Origin of the sequence: Rhodanobacter sp. ANJX3 (assembly GCF_014200755.1) — a bacterium.
Lineage (GTDB): Bacteria > Pseudomonadota > Gammaproteobacteria > Xanthomonadales > Rhodanobacteraceae > Rhodanobacter.
Genome location: NZ_JACHCM010000004.1, coordinates 123,709 through 141,849, shown reverse-complemented (window position 1 = coordinate 141,849; position 18,141 = coordinate 123,709). Strand labels below are relative to the sequence as shown.

19 protein-coding genes are annotated in these 18,141 nt (G+C 65.4%); 6 read left to right on the top strand and 13 right to left on the bottom strand.

Going from position 1 to position 18,141, the window contains the following annotated elements:
- Positions 1 to 74: 74 nt before the first annotated feature.
- Entirely contained in the window at positions 75 to 1,487 is a 1,413-nt protein-coding gene (locus HDE76_RS12410; protein WP_184507994.1) for a sugar porter family MFS transporter, read from the top strand.
- 20 nt (positions 1,488 to 1,507) lie between these two features.
- Here the strand turns inward: HDE76_RS12410 and HDE76_RS12405 are convergent, their stop codons facing one another.
- Genes HDE76_RS12405 through HDE76_RS12395 form a run of 3 tightly spaced genes read right to left on the bottom strand, consistent with a single transcriptional unit; the run spans position 1,508 to position 4,674 of the window.
- A complete protein-coding gene (locus HDE76_RS12405; RefSeq protein ID WP_184507991.1) occupies positions 1,508 to 2,086 on the bottom strand; it encodes an FUSC family protein in 579 nt (192 codons plus the stop codon).
- Positions 2,083 to 3,537 (bottom strand): DNA recombination protein RmuC, encoded by a 1,455-nt coding sequence (gene rmuC, locus HDE76_RS12400; RefSeq protein ID WP_179480619.1) that lies wholly within the window; start codon positions 3,535 to 3,537, stop codon positions 2,083 to 2,085. Before rmuC ends, HDE76_RS12405 begins: the two co-directional genes overlap by 4 nt.
- A gap of 45 nt (positions 3,538 to 3,582) precedes the next feature.
- The gene (locus HDE76_RS12395) at positions 3,583 to 4,674 is read right to left on the bottom strand and encodes a DNA topoisomerase IB (RefSeq protein ID WP_179480763.1); all 1,092 of its coding nucleotides are present in this window, start codon (positions 4,672 to 4,674) and stop codon (positions 3,583 to 3,585) included.
- Between the two features lie 163 nt (positions 4,675 to 4,837).
- Between HDE76_RS12395 and alaC the strand changes: the two genes are divergently transcribed.
- Entirely contained in the window at positions 4,838 to 6,121 is a 1,284-nt protein-coding gene (gene alaC, locus HDE76_RS12390; RefSeq protein ID WP_179480621.1) for an alanine transaminase, read from the top strand.
- Positions 6,122 to 6,148: 27 nt separating this feature from the next.
- Here the strand turns inward: alaC and HDE76_RS12385 are convergent, their stop codons facing one another.
- From HDE76_RS12385 to HDE76_RS12355, 7 genes are all read right to left on the bottom strand, one after another.
- Positions 6,149 to 7,558: an MFS transporter gene (locus HDE76_RS12385; protein WP_221262409.1), complete on the bottom strand. Its 1,410-nt coding sequence runs from the start codon at positions 7,556 to 7,558 to the stop codon at positions 6,149 to 6,151.
- A 64-nt stretch (positions 7,559 to 7,622) separates the two neighbouring features.
- Complete coding sequence (locus tag HDE76_RS12380) at positions 7,623 to 8,837, bottom strand: class I SAM-dependent rRNA methyltransferase (protein ID WP_184507988.1); 1,215 nt, start codon at positions 8,835 to 8,837, stop codon at positions 7,623 to 7,625.
- Between the two features lie 57 nt (positions 8,838 to 8,894).
- Positions 8,895 to 9,293 (bottom strand): hotdog domain-containing protein, encoded by a 399-nt coding sequence (locus HDE76_RS12375; protein WP_218862379.1) that lies wholly within the window; start codon positions 9,291 to 9,293, stop codon positions 8,895 to 8,897.
- A gap of 79 nt (positions 9,294 to 9,372) precedes the next feature.
- On the bottom strand, positions 9,373 to 9,708 hold the full coding sequence (locus HDE76_RS12370) for a VOC family protein (protein ID WP_184507985.1): 336 nt from the start codon (positions 9,706 to 9,708) through the stop codon (positions 9,373 to 9,375).
- Positions 9,709 to 9,732: 24 nt separating this feature from the next.
- Positions 9,733 to 10,170: a hypothetical protein gene (locus tag HDE76_RS12365; protein WP_184507982.1), complete on the bottom strand. Its 438-nt coding sequence runs from the start codon at positions 10,168 to 10,170 to the stop codon at positions 9,733 to 9,735.
- A gap of 141 nt (positions 10,171 to 10,311) precedes the next feature.
- Positions 10,312 to 11,259, bottom strand: a complete 948-nt coding sequence (locus HDE76_RS12360; protein WP_184507978.1) for a serine/threonine protein kinase — start codon at positions 11,257 to 11,259, stop codon at positions 10,312 to 10,314.
- Positions 11,260 to 11,281: 22 nt separating this feature from the next.
- Complete coding sequence (locus tag HDE76_RS12355; RefSeq protein ID WP_179480631.1) at positions 11,282 to 11,743, bottom strand: hotdog fold thioesterase; 462 nt, start codon at positions 11,741 to 11,743, stop codon at positions 11,282 to 11,284.
- 73 nt (positions 11,744 to 11,816) lie between these two features.
- Between HDE76_RS12355 and HDE76_RS12350 the strand changes: the two genes are divergently transcribed.
- Positions 11,817 to 12,869 carry a 2Fe-2S iron-sulfur cluster-binding protein gene (locus HDE76_RS12350; RefSeq protein WP_184507975.1) on the top strand — a complete coding sequence of 351 codons (1,053 nt, stop codon included), beginning with the start codon at positions 11,817 to 11,819 and terminating at the stop codon, positions 12,867 to 12,869.
- Positions 12,870 to 12,932: 63 nt separating this feature from the next.
- Here the strand turns inward: HDE76_RS12350 and HDE76_RS12345 are convergent, their stop codons facing one another.
- The 3 genes from HDE76_RS12345 to HDE76_RS12335 form a co-directional block, all read right to left on the bottom strand.
- Positions 12,933 to 13,379, bottom strand: coding sequence for a rhodanese-like domain-containing protein (locus HDE76_RS12345; protein ID WP_184507972.1), 447 nt, complete (start codon positions 13,377 to 13,379; stop codon positions 12,933 to 12,935).
- A 106-nt stretch (positions 13,380 to 13,485) separates the two neighbouring features.
- Positions 13,486 to 13,902 carry a hypothetical protein gene (locus HDE76_RS12340; RefSeq protein WP_179480637.1) on the bottom strand — a complete coding sequence of 139 codons (417 nt, stop codon included), beginning with the start codon at positions 13,900 to 13,902 and terminating at the stop codon, positions 13,486 to 13,488.
- A 95-nt stretch (positions 13,903 to 13,997) separates the two neighbouring features.
- The gene (locus HDE76_RS12335) at positions 13,998 to 14,495 is read right to left on the bottom strand and encodes a YiiD C-terminal domain-containing protein (RefSeq protein WP_343205703.1); all 498 of its coding nucleotides are present in this window, start codon (positions 14,493 to 14,495) and stop codon (positions 13,998 to 14,000) included.
- Positions 14,496 to 14,583: 88 nt separating this feature from the next.
- On the opposite strand from HDE76_RS12335, the gene HDE76_RS12330 reads away from it, so the two are divergent.
- The 3 genes from HDE76_RS12330 (at position 14,584) to HDE76_RS12320 (ending at position 17,846) form a co-directional block, all read left to right on the top strand.
- Entirely contained in the window at positions 14,584 to 15,345 is a 762-nt protein-coding gene (locus tag HDE76_RS12330) for a uroporphyrinogen-III synthase (protein ID WP_184507966.1), read from the top strand.
- 168 nt (positions 15,346 to 15,513) lie between these two features.
- Positions 15,514 to 16,596 carry a uroporphyrinogen-III C-methyltransferase gene (locus tag HDE76_RS12325; RefSeq protein ID WP_255481584.1) on the top strand — a complete coding sequence of 361 codons (1,083 nt, stop codon included), beginning with the start codon at positions 15,514 to 15,516 and terminating at the stop codon, positions 16,594 to 16,596.
- Complete coding sequence (locus tag HDE76_RS12320) at positions 16,593 to 17,846, top strand: heme biosynthesis HemY N-terminal domain-containing protein (protein ID WP_184507963.1); 1,254 nt, start codon at positions 16,593 to 16,595, stop codon at positions 17,844 to 17,846. The genes HDE76_RS12325 and HDE76_RS12320 overlap by 4 nt, the downstream gene beginning before the upstream one ends.
- Positions 17,847 to 18,141: the final 295 nt, after the last annotated feature.

The window sequence follows — 18,141 nt, the reverse complement described above, 5'->3', positions numbered from 1 at the left end:
GCCGAAGTTCAGGCTCCAATTTTCCACCGTAGACGCATCGTCTGCGCAGCTGCATTCTGTTCGGGAGTATGTCGATGAATACGCGCCACGATGGCCTGGCGAAGCCGCAAACCAAAAACATGATGGGTCTGGTGATTGGTATCGCCGTGATCGCCGCCCTTGGCGGTCTGCTGTTCGGTTACGACACCGGCATTATCGGCGTCGCGCTGTTGGGCCTCGGGCGGCAGTTTTCGATGGACGACACGACCAAGCAGCTGGTGACCGGCGCGATCATCTTCGGCGCGCTGTTCGGCTGTCTGGGTACCGGTCCGCTTTCCGATCGGCTGGGTCGTCGGCGTATGGTCATCGGCGTGGGCGTGCTGTTCGCCATCGGCTCGATCTGCTCGGCGCTGTCGCCGAGCATCGGGTTTCTGATCGCGTCGCGTTTTCTGCTTGGCCTCAGCGCCGGCAGCTCGACCCAGATCATTCCGGTGTACATCGCCGAAGTCTCGCCGCCGGCGCATCGCGGCAAGATGGTCGTGCTGTTTCAATTCATGGTGGTGTTCGGCATCACCGTGGCCTACGCCACCGGCTTTGCCCTGGGCGATCACTGGCGCTGGATGTTCGGCCTTGGCGTGGTGCCGGCGCTGATCCTGCTCGGTGGCATGTTCTTTTTGCCGGAAAGCCCGCGCTGGCTGCTGGTCAAAAAGCGCGACCAGGAGACGCTGACCACGCTGGAGCGCGTGCGCGGCAATCACGACGAAGCGGTGGCCGAGGTAGCCGAAATTCGCACGGTGGTGCTCGACGAACCCGAAGGGCGCTGGCGCGATCTGGCCAAGCCGTGGATTCGTCCGGCGGTGATTGTCGGCGCCAGCATCTCGATGTTCTCGCAGATCACCGGCAACAACGCGCTGATCTACTACGCGCCGACGATCCTTACCAAGGCCGGCTTCTCGGATAAGGCGGCGGTGCTGGCGACGGGTTTCAGCACCTTGCTGGTGGTGATCATGACGGTGATCGGCAGCGTGCTGGTCGACCGCATCGGTCGGCGCACCTATCTGCTGTGGATGATTCCCGGTTCGATCGTGGCCCTGGTCGTGCTGGGCTATCTGTTCGAAGGCCAGGGGCCGACTACCGATACCAGCCGATTGCTGGTGGTGCTTTGCCTGGGCGCGTATCTGATGCTCAACTGCGGCGGCTTCGGCGTGTGCATCTGGCTGATCAATTCGGAAGTCTATCCGCTGTTCGTTCGCGGCAAGGGCGCGGCGCTTGGCGCTTTCAGCCACTGGTCGTTCGACCTGATCGTGACGCTCACCACGTTGAGCCTGGTCACCTGGCTCGGCGCCACGCACACCTTCTGGCTGTACGCGGCGATCTCGGTTTTTTCGCTGGTGTTCATTTATTACCTGGTGCCGGAGACGATGGGCAAGAGCCTGGAAAAAATCGAGCACGAGCTGCGCGATCGCCAGTTCTATCCGTATCAGAAGAAGGCGGCCAAGGCGGTTTGACCGGCCATCGCGCGCAGGCGTCAGTGGATGGGCTCGTTGAAGCCCAGTCGCGACGCCAGCCGGTCCACCAGCCAGGTGACGAGGAGCGCGGCCATTGCGCCGATCATCACCTCGCCCAGGCGCAGCAGCGCAATCTGCCAGAACGGACCGGTGTGCGGTACCAGCATGATGATGGTGGTCGTCACGCTGCTGATCCGGCCGGCGGCGCCGAGGTTGATCAGCCAGCACAGCAGGGTGCCGAACATCACGGCGATCACATAGAAGAGGTAGTGGTCATCGCCCAGGGCGGCGGCGGTCAGTCCGAGCAGGCCGCCAAAGATGGCGCCGATAAACTGATCGCGCGAGGAATTTTTCACCTCCGCAAAACTGTTCTGCGTGACCGAAATCGCGGTGATCGCCGCCCAGAAACCCTGATCCAGCCCCACCGCGCGCGCCGCGAAATACCCCAGCGTGGCGCCAGCGCCAACGCGCACGGCCTGCATCAGGCCAACGATCAGCCGCTCGCGTGGCGGCAGCGTCTTGCGCAGCCGATCCAGCTCCGTTGCCAGCAGGCCGAGTCGGCGATGATGCCGGTGTATCGAACTGCGCGAATCGCTCACATTTCTTGATCCGCTTCCGTATCGAGATCGTCGGCCACATCGAGCGACGGCGTGCCGAATACCTTGTTCGGATCCTCGATGGCGATGGATTCGACGCCGCGCAACTTGCGCTCGATCGTCTTGGTCTTTTTTCCCGCGTCGCTGATGCTCTTGCTGACGGTATTGAGCTGACGCTCGGCTTTTTCCAGCACCAGACCGAACTTGCCGAACTCGTTTTTCACCACGCCCAGCAGCTTCCATACCTCGCTGCTGCGCTTGGCGATGGCCAGCGTGCGAAAGCCCATCTGCAGGCTGTTGAGCAGGGCGCTGAGCGTGGTGGGGCCGGCCACCATGACGCGATGGTCGCGCTGCAGGCTTTCGAACAAGCCCGGGCGGCGCAGCACTTCGGCATACAGGCCTTCAGTGGGCAGAAACAGCACGGCGAAATCGGTGGTGTGCGGCGCCGCCACGTACTTCGACTTGATGCGTTTGGCCTCATCGCGCACGCGCACTTCCAGCGCGCGTCCGGCCAAAGCCGCGGCCTCGACGTCGGCCGCATCCTGCGCGTCGAGCAGGCGCTGGTAGTCCTCGACCGGAAACTTGGAATCGATCGGCAGGTAGACGTTCTCGCCGTCTTCCTGTCCGGGCATGCGGATGGCGTATTCCACCCGCTCGCTGCTGCCCGGTACCGTAGCGACATTGGTGGCGTACTGTTCGTTGGTCAGCAAATCTTCGAGCAGGCCGCCGAGCTGCACTTCGCCGAGAATGCCGCGACGCTTCACGTTGCCCAACACGCGCTTGAGATCGCCCACGCCGACGGCGAGGGACTGCATTTCGCCCAGGCCGCGCTGCACCGCTTCCAATCGTTCGGAGACCAGTTTGAACGACTGGCCCAGCCGCGTTTCCAGCGTGCTCTGCAGCTTTTCATCGACGGTGGCGCGCATCTGTTCGAGCTTGGCGGCGTTGTCCTGCTGCATCGCGCCGAGCTTGGTTTCCAGCGTGGTGCGCACTTCGGTCATGCGTTTTTCGATGTCGGCGGTCAGTGCGACGAGCCGCTGCTGCTGCTGGTCGCCCAGGCGGTTGAGCGTGAGCGTCGATTCCTCGCGGCTGCGGCGGGCGTCTTCCGTCAGCCGTTGCGCCAGCGACTGCAGGCCGGCGTCGGTGCGTTCGGTGAGTTGGGTCAGGCGCAGGGCGAAGCCGTCGATCCGTTCGGCCTGCTGCTGCGACATCCCGCCGAGCTGTTCGCCAACGTGGCTTCGGAATCGATCGAAACCCTGCTGCAGCTCGTCGCGCCCGGCGCGCTGCTCTTCGCGCAGCGTGCGCTGCAGGCGTTCGCCGTCGTCCTTGAGCGCATCCAGGCGTATATGCAGGCCGGCGTCCTCACGACCGCGGCGCAGTGCGAGAACCTGCAGCACGAGCACGATCAGCACGGCGACGAGGAGAACGATCAGCAGTATTTCAACAGCAGGCATGGCGCATTCCGAAGAAGTCTGAGCGCCAGTTTACGCGCTGGCGACTCATCCGCTGCGACGGCCGCCGGCTTTCAGTCGACGGCGCAGATAGCGCAGGGTCAGCGTTTCGAGCTGACGCGCGTGCTGGCCGGCCGTGGGCGGGATGACGTGCTGCAGGCTGCCGTCCTGCCAGCCCTCGATGATCAGCGGATGGATGTAGGAGGCGCGACACACCGCCGGCGTATTGCCCAGCGTGGCGGCAACCTCCTTGATCGCTGCGGCCAGCGCCGAACGCATCGCGCGATCGCCGCCTTTTTCCGGCAGCGGCGTGCGCGCCAGCACGCCGGCCGCCTGCACCGTGCCGCCCCAGGTGCGGAAATCCTTGGCGGTGAATTCGCCGCCGGTCGTGTGACGCAGATAGTCGTTGACCATCTCCGAATCCACCGGCTGGCGTTTGCCCTGTTCGTCCAGATACTGGAACAGGCGCTGCCCCGGCAGCTGTTGCAAGGTATGGATGATTTTTGCCAGCCGCTTGTCGTCCAGTTCGAGTTCGCGCTGCTGGCCGCTCTTGCCGCGAAAATCAAAGCGCAGCCGGCCGCGATGCAGCTGCACATGGCGCGAGCGCAGCGTGGTCAGGCCGAAACTTTTGTTGTCGCGCGCATAGCGATCGTTGCCGATGCGGATCAGCGTTTCGTCGAGCAGCCGCACGATCAGCGCCAGCACTTTTTCCTCGGGCAGGCCGTGCTGTGCGAGGTCGCTGCGCACGCGTCGGCGCAGCTTCGGCAGCACGTCGCCGAAGGCGAGCACGCGGTCGAACTTGCCGTGGTCGCGCATCTCGCGCCATCGCTCGTGATAGCGGTACTGCTTGCGCGCGCGGGCGTCGCGGCCGGTGGCCTGCAGGTGGCCGTTGGGGTTGGTGCAGATCCAGACATCGACGTAGGCGGGCGGGATGGCCAGCGCGCGAATGCGCGTCAGCACCTCTTCGTCGGTAATGCGCAAACCCTTAGCATCGAGATAACCAAAGCCCTTGCCGCGACGCTTGCGCACGATGCCGGGCTGGTCGTCGCTGACGTAGCGCAGGCCGGCGGCGCGCACTGCGCTGCGCAGAAGGGGGTCGACTTCAAGGGGAACTTTGGGGATGGATGAAGGCTGGCTCATGCCGGCAGTGTCGACATGCGTGGTCAAGCTGGCGTGCACGGGCTATCGACAGCGCAGGCCCCGGCCGATTATCGTCGAGCCAGGAGCGGCGCCGACACCAGCGGTCGGCAACGCTCCGACGTCGCTCGGACGGTTCCGGGCGCTTACGTACAACGAGGCTGTCATGACCGAGCAGGTTGCTCCATCCGTTTCTGTGTCATCCCTTTCCACGGCGCGCCCTGAATCGAGGCGGTTCGAGCGCATCGAACGTCTTCCCCCTTACGTATTCAACATCACCGCCGAGCTGAAGATGGCGGCACGTCGCCGTGGCGAAGACATCGTCGATCTCAGCATGGGCAATCCCGATGGCGCTACGCCGCCGCATATCGTGGAAAAGCTGTGCACGGTGGCGCAGCGGCCGGATACGCACGGCTACTCGACCTCCAAGGGCATACCGCGCCTGCGCCGCGCGATTGCGCGCTGGTACGGCGAGCGCTACGACGTGGAAATCGACCCGGACAGCGAGGCCATCGTCACCATCGGCTCGAAGGAGGGCCTGGCGCATCTGATGCTGGCCACGCTGGACCGCGGCGATACGGTGCTGGTGCCCAATCCCAGTTATCCGATTCACATCTATGGCGCGGTGATTGCCGGCGCGCAGATCCGCTCGATCCCGATGGCGCCGGGCATCGATTTTTTCGCCGAACTCGAACGCGGCATTCGCGAGAGCATCCCCAAGCCGAAGATGATGATTCTCGGCTTTCCGTCGAATCCGACCGCGCAGTGCGTGGAGCTGGATTTCTTCGAACGCGTGGTCGCACTGGCCAAGCAGTACGACGTGCTGGTGGTGCACGATCTGGCCTACGCCGATATCGTCTACGATGGCTGGAAGGCGCCGTCGATCATGCAGGTGCCGGGCGCGAAAGACATCGCGGTGGAATTTTTCACCCTGTCCAAGAGCTACAACATGGCCGGCTGGCGGATCGGCTTCATGGTCGGCAATGCCGAGCTGGTCAACGCGCTGGCGCGGATCAAGAGCTATCACGACTACGGCACGTTTACGCCCCTGCAGGTCGCCGCCATTGCCGCGCTGGAGGGCGACCAGCAGTGCGTGCGCGACATCGCCGCCAACTATCAGCAGCGTCGCGACGTGCTGGTCAAGGGCCTGCATGAGATCGGCTGGATGGTCGAGGTGCCGAAGGCGTCGATGTACGTCTGGGCAAAAATACCCGCGTCGTACGACGGCATGGATTCGCTGTCGTTTGCCAAGAAGCTGCTGGCCGAGGCCAAGGTATCGGTGTCACCGGGCATCGGTTTCGGCGACTACGGCGACGACTACGTGCGCTTCGCCCTGATCGAAAACCAGGACCGCATCCGGCAAGCGCTGCGCGGCATCAAGGCGATGTTTCGGGCCGACGGTTTGTTGCCCGCGGCCGTGCCGAAAGCGAAGGTTTCGCCGCCGCTTTGAAAGCAGCCGCCAGCGAGGCGCGTCTACTTAAAGATGCGTCTCGCTGCCGATCGGATCGTTTGGTCGCGCCGCCTGACGCCGAATGCCGAACCACACGACGACGGCTGCCATGGCGAGCAGTGCGCTGGACAGCCAGGCGGTCCGATGCATGCCGGGCACGATGCGGCCATCACCGCCGGTGACCAGCGCGCCGAACGCCGCCACGCCGATGGCGCCGCCGGCCTGCCGCGCGGCGTTGAGCACGGCCGAGGCGGTGCCGGAAAACGTTTTTTCGACGCTGGCCAGGATCGCCGTGGTCATCGCGGGCACGCCCAGCCCCATGCCGCTGGGGATCAAAAGGAACGGGGCCAGCATCGCCAGGTAGCTGCTGTGTGCATCGAGCCGCGTCAGCAGCGCAAAGCCGGACGCGCCGATCATCGCGCCCAGCAGCATCGGCAGACGGCTGCCGTAGTGGCCGGCCATCCAGCCGCTGATCAGGTTGGCGACGGCGAATGTGGCGGTCAGCGGCAGAAAGGCCAGCCCCGCCTGCGTGGCGGTGTAGCGACACACATGCTGCAGATACAGGCTGATGATGAAGATCAGCCCGTAGTAGGTCAGGTTCACCGAGATGCCGAACATTACCGCCGGGCTGAAGTTGGGCAGGCGGAAAAAACGCAGCGGCAGCATCGGCTGGGCCACGCGCGACTCCACCCGCACGAACAGCAGCGCGCTGACCACGGCCAGCGCCAAGCTGGTCAGCACCAGCGGATGCGTGACGCCGAGCGGTCCGATTTCGATCACCGCCGCGGTAAGGCAGGTGAGCGCGGTGATCGCCAGCAGCTGGCCGCGCAGGTCCAGATGCTGCTGCGGCTTGCGCGGCGTTTCGGCAACGCGCAGGGTGATTGCCATACCGAGCGCGCACAGCGGCAGGTTGACGAAAAAGATGCTGCGCCAGCCCAGCCACCCCAGCAGCAGGCCGCCGACGATCGGACCGGCGGCGATCGATATGCCGGCCGCGGCCGTCCAGAAGCCGATCGCCTTGGCGCGCAGTTTGGCATCGTGCGCGCAGGCGTGATTGATCAGCGCAAGCGACGGCGGTACCAGCAGCGCAGCGCCAATGCCCTGCACCGCGCGCGCGGCGATCAGCTCGGCCGCGGTCTGTGCCGCGCCACACGCGGCCGAGGCCAGCGCGAAACCGGCCAGGCCGATCAGATAGGCGCGCCTAGCGCCCAGCCGGTCGCCCATGACGCCGGCCGACAGCAGCAGCACCGCAAAGACCAGGCTGTACGCATCCACCACCCACTGCAGTCCCGGCACGCTGGCGGTCAGCTCAACACTCAGCCGCGGCAGCGCCACGTTGACGATGGTGACGTCCAGCTGCACTACGGCAAAGCCGAAGCTCGCCGCGACGATGGTCCAGGCGATCGACGTCGGCCTGTCGGTGGCGAGGGTGTTCACAGTGCCGTTTCCAAAAAAGTTCGTGTCGCTGCGCCGTGTTTGCGTCAAGCCGTTGTGCGCGTGCTCAAAGGACCTTGCAGAACACCGCCTTGAGATAACGGCCTTCCGGTACGTCGGTACGGAACGGATGATCGGCGCCGGCGCCGCGCACGTCCAGAATCTGGATCTCACGCCCCGCGTTCAGCGCCACGCGGCGCAGCATCTCCAGAAAATCCGCTTCGCTGACCAGGCCCGTGCACGAGCACGTCAACAGGATACCGCCGGGCGCGATCGCGTCGAGCGCCATGCGGTTCATCGCGAAATATTTTTTCAGCGCCTCGAACACCTTGCTGCGGTCGCGCGTGAGCTTGGCCGGGTCGAGAATCACCGCGTCGAACTGCTCGCCGCGCGCCACGGCCGCGCGCACCCAGTCGAAGATATCAGCCTGGTCGAAATTCACCGTCACGTTGTTGGCCGCGGCGTTGGCGCGGGCGATCTCCAGAATGCCGGCATCCAGATCGACGCCGGTCGCGGTCAGCGCCCCGGCCGCCATCGCATGCACGGCGAAGCCGCCGGCGTTGCAGCACAGATCGAGCACGCGCTTGCCGCGCGCCAGCTCGGCGAAGCGGCGGCGGTTGTCGCGCTGATCGGCGAAGAAGCCGGTCTTGTGGCCGGAGCCCGGCGCCGCGTGAAAACGCAGCTCGTGCTCGTGCACCTGCACGGCCTCGGGCACGTCGCCGCTGCGGCAGTCGAACGACTCTTGCTTCTGCACGTGCGATTCGGCAAACCAGTAAAGCCGCGCGCCGGGGAAGTGCGTCAGCAAGGCCGCGTGGATCGCCTCGCGGAAGCGCCACATGCCGGCGGCGAAATATTCGATCACCAGGATATCGGCATAGCGGTCGACGATCAGCCCCGACAGGCCGTCCCCTTCGCTGTGCACCACGCGCCAGGCGTCGCTGACGTGGTCGATCTGCAGCAGCTCGCGGCGCAGCTGGACGGCACTGTCGATGCGTTTGGCGATCCACTGCGCATCGATCGCCTCGGCTTCGTTGTTGCTCAGCAGGCGCAGCGCGATGCGCGCATGGCCGTTCCAGAAACCGCGGCCGACGAAGCGGCCCTTGGCGTCGTGCACCTCGACCACGGTACCCGGCGGCAGCCGCGCCTCGGGCTTGTACAGCTGGGCAGACCACACCCACGGATGACCGGGATTGCGGTCGGACTTCAGGCGGATGACGGGAAGCGTGGTGGCCGCGGCAGCGGTGGGGGAGGGCGTGGATTCGGCAGGCGAGGGCGTATTCATGCACGCATGATAGCGTGCGGCGTCCCGATCACCGGTTTGGAGCGTGTTCGACGCCGCTTATGGATCGCTGTTGTCGAGCGTTGGTTTGGTGCGGCCATGCGGCAGCGGCTGATCGTCCGGGCTCATGTTGACGAAGACGATCTCGTCGATGGTGAGGATGCTTTTATGCGTCACCATGTTGCGCACTTCGCAGCGCAGTGTGATCGAGGTGCGGCCGAAGCGGGTGGCGTTGATGCCCAGCTCGATCACGTCGCCCTGGCGCGCCGAGCTGACGAAATTGATTTCCGACATGTACTTGGTCACCACGCGGCTGTTGCCGAGCTGACCGATCACGTACACCGCGGCCTCCTCATCGATCCAGCGCAGCAGGCTGCCGCCGAACAAGGTGCCGTTGGGATTGAGGTCTTCAGGCTTTACCCACTTGCGGGTGCGGAAATTCATCGGCAACAGGTCCATCGCGTATCCAGCCAGGTCATCGGTTGACCTCAGCTTAGCGATTTGCCGCGCACGCGTCGCCGCGCTCTGTTTGCCGCATTCAATCGGCCTGAAGCACGGCTAGCTCGTTGCCGTTGGGATCGGCGAAATGAAAGCGGCGCCCGCCGGGAAAGTCGAAGGTGGGTTTGACGATGGTGCCGCCGGCGGCCGTCACCGCCACCAGCGCGGCCTCCAGATCATCCACAGCGATCACCGGTAGCGGCGCGCGCGGCGCCTCCGTCATATCGCCCTGCAGGCCCACATCGACGTCGCCGGTCATGGTGCAGGCGTAGCTCGGTCCGAAATCGGTCAGTGCCCACCCGAACGCGTTCGAGTAGAACTGTTTGGCGGCGTCGATATCGGCGGCGGGCAATTCGATAAAGCTCGGACGGGCCATGGCTGTTTGCCTTGTGTGAAAGGTTCAGCGGAATCGTAGCGCCAACCACGACAGCAGGGCGAGCAAATTGATACCGATGCGCGAGGTGCCGGGGCCGCTGGTGGCCAGCACGAAACCCTGTGTGCCGAAATGCGAATCCAGCAATAAATGCGGCGGCAAGTGCAGGGTCGAAAACACGTTGACGAACGCGCCGCTGGACAGCGCATAGCTGAAGGCCGAGGTCGCGATCAGCGGCACCTGCAGCAGCTGTGCCCAGCGCGAAAAGGCGATGCCGCGTTCGCTGTTGTCCAGCAGCAGCACGCCGGCGATCAGTACGAACGCGAAGACCGCCAGATCGATCAGCGCGAAGATGCTTTCATGGGTCGAGCCCAGCGGCAGCAGTCGGCGCAGCGCGGCCACCACTCCGTAGAATCCGCCCGCGATTTCCAGGATGCCGATCAGGCGGAAAAGAACCAGGCGCATGCGTCACTCCGAAATAAAAAAAACACGTCATTGTAAGTGCTGCCGACACCCGTCTCTCGACTTTGCTGCGCGACGTTTGGAAGCGATTGACGTTTTGGATGGCGATGCTGGCCGGGCGAACGTCATTCGTGCAAAAAAGCATCACGCCAGTTCATCGGCCAGCTCATGCAGGTCGGCAATATGTTGTTCCCACCAACGCGATTCGACCGCGAACGGAAACGCCGCGGGGAACGCCGGGTCGCGCCAGCGCGTGGCGATCCATGCGGCGTAATGCATCTGCCGCATCGCGCGCAGTACGGGAACCAGCATCAGCTCGTCGTCGTTGAAATCGCGGAACTGGCGATAGCCGTCGAGCATGGCCTCCATCTGGCGCGCATCGCTGGCCAGCATCCACAGGTCCTGAACGGTCGGACCCATGCGCGCGTCGTCGAGATCGACGAAGTGTGGGCCGTCGTCCGTCCACAGCACGTTGCCCGGGTGGCAGTCGCCGTGCAGGCGCAGCTGGCGCAGGGGGCCGATCGCCGATTGCCGCTGTTCGATCGCGCCATCGAGCCGCTCGGCGGCTGCACGGTAGTGGTCATGCAGTGACGCCGGCAGCAGCGACGAACCGAGTACCGCCTGCATCGACGGCCGCACCATCGTCGCGCGATCGAGCGTGCCGCGATGCGCAAACGGCTGGCGCGCACCGACAACGTGCATCCGCGCGATCAGTCGACCCAGCCACTGCAGTTGATCGGCTGATTCCAGCGTCGGCGCCCGGCCGCCGCGCCGCGGCGTTAGCGCGTAACGAAACCCTGCGTGCTCCAGCAGGCTGCGATCGCTGAAACTCAGCGGCGCGACCACCGGCAGCTCGGCCGCCGCCAGTTCGAGAGTGAACGCATGTTCCTCGGCGATGGCGGCATTCGTCCAGCGGCCGGGCCGGTAGAATTTGGCGATGACCGGTGAACTGTCCTCGATACCGACCTGCCAGACGCGGTTCTCGTAACTGTTCAGCGCCAACAGGCGGCCGTCGGTCCACAGCCCGCAGGCGCCGACGGCATCGAGCACACAGTCCGGCGTGAGCGTGGCGTAGGGCGCGTCGTGGTTCAAAGCGTGCTCACGATAGGCCGGCTCACTTCGACGCCGCGCCGATCACGCGGGCGGGCACCACGGCCATGGTCAGTCGCGACACGCAAACCAGCGAGCCTTCCTCGTTTTCGATGCGGATCTCCCACACCTGAGTGGTGCGGCCAAGGTGGAAGGGTCGGGCGGTACCGGTGACGATACCGCTGCGCACGCCGCGGATGTGGTTGGCGTTGATGTCGAGGCCCACGGTGAGCTCTTTTTCCGGATCGAGCGTGAGCATCGCCGCGCTGCTGCCCAGCGTTTCGGCCAGCAGCACCGAGGCGCCTCCGTGCAGCAGGCCGAACGGCTGGTGTGTGCGTCGGTCGACCGGCATCGTGCCCTGCAGCCAGTCGTCGCCGACCGCGGTGAAGCGGATGCCGAGTACCTCCATGGCGGTGTTGACGTTCCACGCGTTGATGCGCTCGAGGTCGGTGCTCTGTTTCCAGATCGGAGTGGTAGATGTCGTCATTGTTGATTCCTGCCAGTCGAACCGCCATTGTTGTCCGCTGTCACCGCCGCGACAATGCATCGGGAAAACTCGGGTGTTCACTGCCACCATCAAATCCTCCGGTCGCCAGTTCGCCATCGCGGCCGATGAAACTGTGCTTGAGGCCGCCCAGCGCGCCGGTATTGCGCTGCCGTATTCCTGCCGCTCGGGCGTCTGCGGCAGCTGCAAGGCGACGTTGCTGCAGGGCGAATGCGAATACACGCACAACCCACCGATCGCACTGAGCGCCAGCGACAAGGCTCATCACGCCGTGCTGCTGTGCCAGGCCACCGCAACCAGCGACCTGCTGCTGGACGTGCGCGAAGTGACCTCGGTCGAAGCGATCGCCCGACGCCAGCTCGATGTGGTCGTGGCGGAAAAGTGGCAACTGGCCAGCGACGCGGTCGGCCTGCACCTGCTGCCGGCGCCGGGCGAAATCAAGCTCAACTGGGTGCCCGGCCAGTATCTGGACGTGATCCTGGAGAACGGCAAGCATCGGCCGTTCTCTATCGCCAACGGCCCGCAGGCCGACGGTATGATCGAGCTGCACGTGCGTCGGGCCATCGGTGGCGGTTTCACCTCGTGGGTCTACGAAAGCCTCAAAGTGGGCGACATGCTGCACATCGAGGGGCCGCTAGGCACCTTTGTGCCGCGCGAGGATTCCGAGCGGCCGATGATCTTCATGGCCGGCGGCACCGGCTTTGCGCCGATCAAGGCCATCGTCGAGCACTTCATTGCGCTGGGCACACGGCGGCCGATGCACGTCTATTGGGGTGCGCGCAGCGCGGCGGATATCTACATGCCCGCTCTGGCGGAGCGCTGGACCGAGGCGGCGCCGAACCTGCATTTTCACGCGGTGGTGTCCGACCCCGAACAGGCCGGCGGCATGCGCAGCGGCCTGGTGCACGAAGTGGTGCTGCTTGATCACCCGCAGCTGTCCGGCTACGACGTCTACATGAGCGGACCGCCACCCATGATCGAGGCCGGACACCAGCTGTTTCTGCAGGCCGGCCTGCCCGAGGATCGCCTGTACTACGACTCGTTCGAGTACGCGCCCGACGTGCTGGCGCAGATACTCAACGGCCGCGCCGGGATTCACCATCTTTAGTGCCGGCTTGCCCGCCGCACGCGTTGCAACGGGTTTGACCACAGACGTTCCAGAACGCGCCGTTTATTTCTTGCCCTTGGCCAGCGGCAGCTGCGCCTGCTGCCAGGCGAGCACGCCGCCGCCAAGTGTATAGACCTGGGTGAAGCCGGCCTTGACCAGCTGCTGCGAGGCCTTGATCGAGTTGCCGCGGCCGTCCTTGTCCATCACCACTACCGGCAGCTCGCGTGCCTTGGCCAGATCCTTGTTGGCTGGATCGAACTGGCTCATCAGCACGTGCTTGGCGCCGGGCACGTGCATTTTCTCGAAGTCGACCACAGCCGACAGATCGACCAGCAGCGGGTTCTCGCGGTTGATCAGCAGGGTCAGGCCGGCAGGCGTAAGCACCTTGGTCTTGCTGAAGAGTTCGGTGATCTGCATGACGATCAGCGCCAGCAGCAGGATTGCGAACAGAGCGGAGAGCGCCGCGTGGTTGCCGATAAATTCGGGCAGCTTGTGCAGAAAATCGTTCATCGTGGTTCCACTGCCGCGTGAAGTGCGGCTGTTCGGGTAAACCGGCGATTATACGGGCAGTGCGGGTCAGGCAGGGCGGCGCTGCCAAGCGGCGAACCTGTGGCGGTCACTGCTGCTGCGTGATGTCCGGCAGCCCGCTGGTCAGCCACCAGTGCTTGGTGGTTTCGTCGTAGCGCCAGGTCTGCCGGTCGATGATGCTGCGCTCGGACTGTGTGCTGACGTTGATCAGGTTGATATGCACGATCTGCCGCACTTGGTTTTCACCGTCGGGCACGGGACCGTTGCCAGCGTCGTATCCGCTGACCTGCACCAGCTTGTAGCGCGCCAGGTCGAGCGCAGTGGGCATTTTGTCGGCGCGCGTCTTCGGGTCGAGGAAAATGGTGGCGCTCTGAAAATCGCCCCAGCGCACCGTGCTGGCATAGGCCGTCAGCGTGGTGTTAAGCGTTTCCGTACGGCTCTGCGTGGCGCAACCGGCGACCAGAAGCAAAGCGGCAAGGGCAAGAATGCTCAGTACGCGGCGCATGGCGGGTAGCCTCAGTCGGTATGACAGCGATTTGGCGAAGGGTTGGCTGTTGACTGATCTATTCTGCCTCAAGCCGCTGCCGGCGTCCGGTGTCGTTAAGACGCCTGTGCGCTGCGCCGTTTGGCGACGAAGCGGGCGCATAGCGTCGCCGCCGGCTTACCGTGTTCGCCGGGCACCGAGCAAACCACCTCGATGCGCGCCTTCCCACGCGTATCCAGCGTGCGAAAAAACGTCGCCCAGTCCGCCTGCGCCGAGAGCTTGGCTTCGCTGCGGAAATCGCGCAGCACCGGCGTCAGGTAATGCACGCTGGACTCGCCGACGAACAGGTCGCAGTCCTCGCCGTGCCGGCGTAGGGCCAACTCCACCAGCGCCCAGCCGTTGAGGGTCATGACGCTGACCAGGCTGCCGCCGAACGCGCTGCCCTTGTCGTTGACGTTGGGTGCGAGCGGGGCGAGCAGATCCAGATGGTCCTCATCGCAGTCGCCCAGCCGGATATCCATCGCCAGCGCCATGGGAATTTCATCGCGCATGAACTGCACCAGCTGCTTTGCTTGACGGGCGAGGTTGTGCGTTGGGAGATCGATGGTGCTCACGTGAGGCTCTGTCCATACGGGTGAATACCCGATTGTAGGTAGGTCGTTACACTTACGGCCAATGGCGAGAAGTGGATGCGAGGCGAAGATGCAGCGGCAAACTCCCCCGGATCTGGGCGGCCGCACGGTGGTCATCACACGCCCCGCCGGTACGGCTGCTTCGATGGCGCGCAGGGTGCGTGCCCGCGGCGGCGTGCCGATGCTGCTGCCGGGCCTGTCGCTGCGCGGTGTGTCCGATCAGGCTGTAGCCCGTGCAGCGTTGCAGCATGCCCTTGCCGACGATCTGCTGATTTTCACCAGCCCTGCGGCGGTAGCGTTCGCTGCCGCGCTGTCGCCGCTGCTTTCGTCCGCGACCGTGCTGGCCGTGGGGCAAGGTACCGCAAGCGCGCTGCAAAGGCACGGCATGCATGTCGCATGGGTACCTGCAAGGCAGGATAGCGAAGGCCTGCTCGATCATCCGGCCCTGCGCGAGCCGGCCGGCAAACGGGTTGCGCTGATCGGTGCGCCCGGTGGCCGCGGCTTGCTGGGCGAGCAGCTGGCGACGCGCGGCGCGCAGCTGCGCGAGCTGCACGTGTATCGGCGCGTGGCGCCGCGGCTCGATCGTCGCCACGTCGATGCGCTGCTGCAGCTACCGACCTCGGCGTTGATTCTGTTGTCGAGTGCCGAGGCGCTGAGTCATCTCTGGCGGCTGCTGCCGCCGCTGCCGCTGGCCCGGCTGTTGGCGACCACGGCGGTGGTCAGCAGCGAACGGTTGGCCGCGGCAGCCAGCGCTGCCGGTTTCGGTCGCGTCATGCGTGCCGAGTCGGCGCTCTCGGCCGATCTGCTCGATGCCGCCGCGCGCGTCGGCTGATTCTCGCGCCAGCGCTTCATGGCGCCCTTCACAAGGCCTCGCTACGACCCTGAACGCACGGGCTGGTAGCATGGCTCGTAGATCCACGCAGACAACCCGAGTGAGAACGCCGTGCCCGAGAACATCCGCCCCGATCCAGCCCCAGTCGACCCGATGCCGGCAAAACCGATGCGCCCCGTGCCAGCGAAACATGAGCCGGGTTCGCGCGGCGGTGGCACGCTGGCGCTGGCCGTACTGCTGGCGCTGATCGCCATCGGTGGCACCGGATACGTGGGCTGGCGGCAGTGGCAGCAGGCGCAGGTGAGTACGGTCGATAGCCGCAATCTGGCCACGCTGCAGCAGCGCGTGGCCGCGCTGGAAACCACGCTCAGCGGCGTGAGCGGCGAGCGCACCAGCCTCAATCAACGCCTCAGCGATGCCGATCAGGTCAACCGTTCGCTGCGCGAAGAGCTGCTCGGTCAGGCCGAGCGCACGCGCAATCTCGAAGACGCCGTGGCCAAGCTCGCGCAAAAGAGCCTGTCCGGCCAGGACGCCACCCTGCTGGACGAAACCGAATCGCTGCTGCGCATGGCCGGCGAGCGCTACACGCTGTTCCACGACGCGCAGGGTGCGGTCGCGGCCTACACCCTGGCCGATCAGACTCTGGCCGGCGTCAACGACGCCACGTTTGCCGGCCTGCGTCAAAGCATCACCGTCGAGCGCGATGCGCTGGTCAAGAGCCAGCCCGCCAGCCAGGCCAGCGCGCTGCAGCAGCTGACCGAACTGCGCGGCGACCTCGCCACGCTGCCGCTGAAGACGCTGGACAGCCCGACCAGCAACGATCAATCGCCAACCGTCTGGCAGCGAATCAAGCAGGCGCTGGCCAGCGTGATCAGCGTGCAGCGCTCCAACGGCGCGCCACTCGCTGTCGCCGATGCGCGTTTCGCCCGCGAGCTGGCCTCGCTCGATCTGGCGCAGGCACAAACCGCGCTGCTCGCCTACGATGCCAACGCCTACGCCGCCGCGCTGCAGCGCGTGGACGTGGCGCTGTCGAGCCAGTTCGACGACAGCAATCCCGACGTGCAGCAGGCGCGCGTCACCCTGAAACAGCTCGGTGCGGCGCTGCCGCCCAGCGCGCCCGTGCATCTGGGCGCGGCGCTGACCGAGCTGCGCAATCTGCGCACCTTGCATGCGCTGAAACCGGATGCGACCGGCACGGTGCCGGCGCCGTCGGGCAGCAGCGCAGCCCCGGGCAACGGAGTCAAGCTATGAAGCTGTGGCGCTGGATATTGCTGTTGCTGGTGATCGCCGCGCTGGTTGCGTTCGGCTGGCACTGGGCGGCCGATGATCCGGGCTACGTCTATGTGCAGTGGCATGGCTGGTACGCCGAACGCACCGTGGTCACCGCGATCCTCACGCTGCTGCTGTTCTGGGTCGTGCTCAGCGCACTGTGGTGGCTGATTCGCTGGCCGTTCGGCGCGTTCTCCCGGCGGCATCGGCGGGTGAGCCGTCAGCGCATGAACGATGGGTTGATCGCGCTGGCCGAGGGCCGGCACGGCGACGCCGAGCGCGATCTGAATCGTGCCTCGCGTCTGGACAGCTTGCGCGGCGCCGCTCTGCTGGGTTCGGCCGAGGCCTCCTCGCGTCGGGGCGAATACGCGCGTGCGTTCGAATCGCTCGATCAGGCCGCCCAGTCCGCGCCCAAGGGCGCCCGCGTGCTGCGCGCCCGCGCGCTGCGCCGCGACGGCAAGTTTGCCGAAGCGGTGGCCTTGCTGGCGCCGGAGTCGGACAGCGGCAGCCTCACGCCCGCCGGTTGGCGCGAACTCGCGCTGGCCGCGCTGGCCAGCGGCGATCTGCGCCGCGCGCGCCAGGCGCTGGAGCCGCTGCAGAAAAGCGGTGCCTTCGGCACGCGCGCCTACAACGCGCTGGAATCGAAAATACTCGTTGCCACGCTCAGTGCATCGCCCGATGGCGCCACGCTCAACACGCTGTGGTCGCAGCTGCCCAAGGCGCAGCGCCGCGTACCCGCCATCATCGACGCCTATGCTCGCCGCGCGGCGAGCTTCGGGCTGATCCTGCCGGCGATGGACGAAGTCGAGTCGGCCTTGCGCCGCGAGTGGTCGCCGCTGCTGATCGAAACCTACGGCACGCTCGGCAACCACGACATCGACGCCCGCCTGCGCCGCGCCGAAGGCTGGCTCGACGGTCACCCCAACGACGCCAGCCTGCTGCTCACGCTGGGCCGCATGTGCCTGCGCCTCAAGCTGTGGAGCAAGGCACAAACCTATTTGCAGCGCGTCCTCGCCCTCGCGCCCAGCGCATCGGTGTGGGAGGCCCTCGGCGATTTGCACGCCGGCCAAGGCAACGACGCCCTGGCCAGCCGCTGCTACCGCAACGCGTTGGCCTTCGCCCGCGGCGAGGTTACCGACCCGCTGCCGCTGAATCCCAACAGCAGCGTCGACACGCGTCCGATCACGATCGAAGAGCGCAGCGAGCTTGGGGTACCGCGGTTGCGGGAATAAATGCGAGTCGAGACGGTATGGTTCGAATCGCAAAGCATCTGCTTTCGCGCTGATATCAGGTAGCCGTCTCGATCTCAGTGACAATGCTAGGTCATGCCAGTCCAATCATATGGCCGAAGTGTCTGCGGGAGCCGAGCAAGTCCCAATGGCAGTGCCCTGACGCTGGCACGTTTTCACAAGATCTAGGACACGCTTCACCTTGGGTTTCAGGCTCGGTCCATACAGCACCGTCTTGAAGCCGCCCGGGTAACCCTGCACGCTCCGCGTTTAACTTGCGAATGGTACTGGGGAAGTG

Coding starts and splice junctions, on each gene's coding strand:
- HDE76_RS12410 (WP_184507994.1), top strand. CDS start 75: ATGAATACGCGCCACGATGGCCTGGCGAAGCCGCAAACCAAAAACATG.
- rmuC (WP_179480619.1), bottom strand. CDS start 3,537: ATGCCTGCTGTTGAAATACTGCTGATCGTTCTCCTCGTCGCCGTGCTG.
- HDE76_RS12395 (WP_179480763.1), bottom strand. CDS start 4,674: ATGAGCCAGCCTTCATCCATCCCCAAAGTTCCCCTTGAAGTCGACCCC.
- alaC (WP_179480621.1), top strand. CDS start 4,838: ATGACCGAGCAGGTTGCTCCATCCGTTTCTGTGTCATCCCTTTCCACG.
- HDE76_RS12380 (WP_184507988.1), bottom strand. CDS start 8,837: ATGAATACGCCCTCGCCTGCCGAATCCACGCCCTCCCCCACCGCTGCC.
- HDE76_RS12375 (WP_218862379.1), bottom strand. CDS start 9,293: ATGGACCTGTTGCCGATGAATTTCCGCACCCGCAAGTGGGTAAAGCCT.
- HDE76_RS12370 (WP_184507985.1), bottom strand. CDS start 9,708: ATGGCCCGTCCGAGCTTTATCGAATTGCCCGCCGCCGATATCGACGCC.
- HDE76_RS12365 (WP_184507982.1), bottom strand. CDS start 10,170: ATGCGCCTGGTTCTTTTCCGCCTGATCGGCATCCTGGAAATCGCGGGC.
- HDE76_RS12355 (WP_179480631.1), bottom strand. CDS start 11,743: ATGACGACATCTACCACTCCGATCTGGAAACAGAGCACCGACCTCGAG.
- HDE76_RS12345 (WP_184507972.1), bottom strand. CDS start 13,379: ATGAACGATTTTCTGCACAAGCTGCCCGAATTTATCGGCAACCACGCG.
- HDE76_RS12340 (WP_179480637.1), bottom strand. CDS start 13,902: ATGCGCCGCGTACTGAGCATTCTTGCCCTTGCCGCTTTGCTTCTGGTC.
- HDE76_RS12330 (WP_184507966.1), top strand. CDS start 14,584: ATGCAGCGGCAAACTCCCCCGGATCTGGGCGGCCGCACGGTGGTCATC.
- HDE76_RS12325 (WP_255481584.1), top strand. CDS start 15,514: ATGCGCCCCGTGCCAGCGAAACATGAGCCGGGTTCGCGCGGCGGTGGC.
- HDE76_RS12320 (WP_184507963.1), top strand. CDS start 16,593: ATGAAGCTGTGGCGCTGGATATTGCTGTTGCTGGTGATCGCCGCGCTG.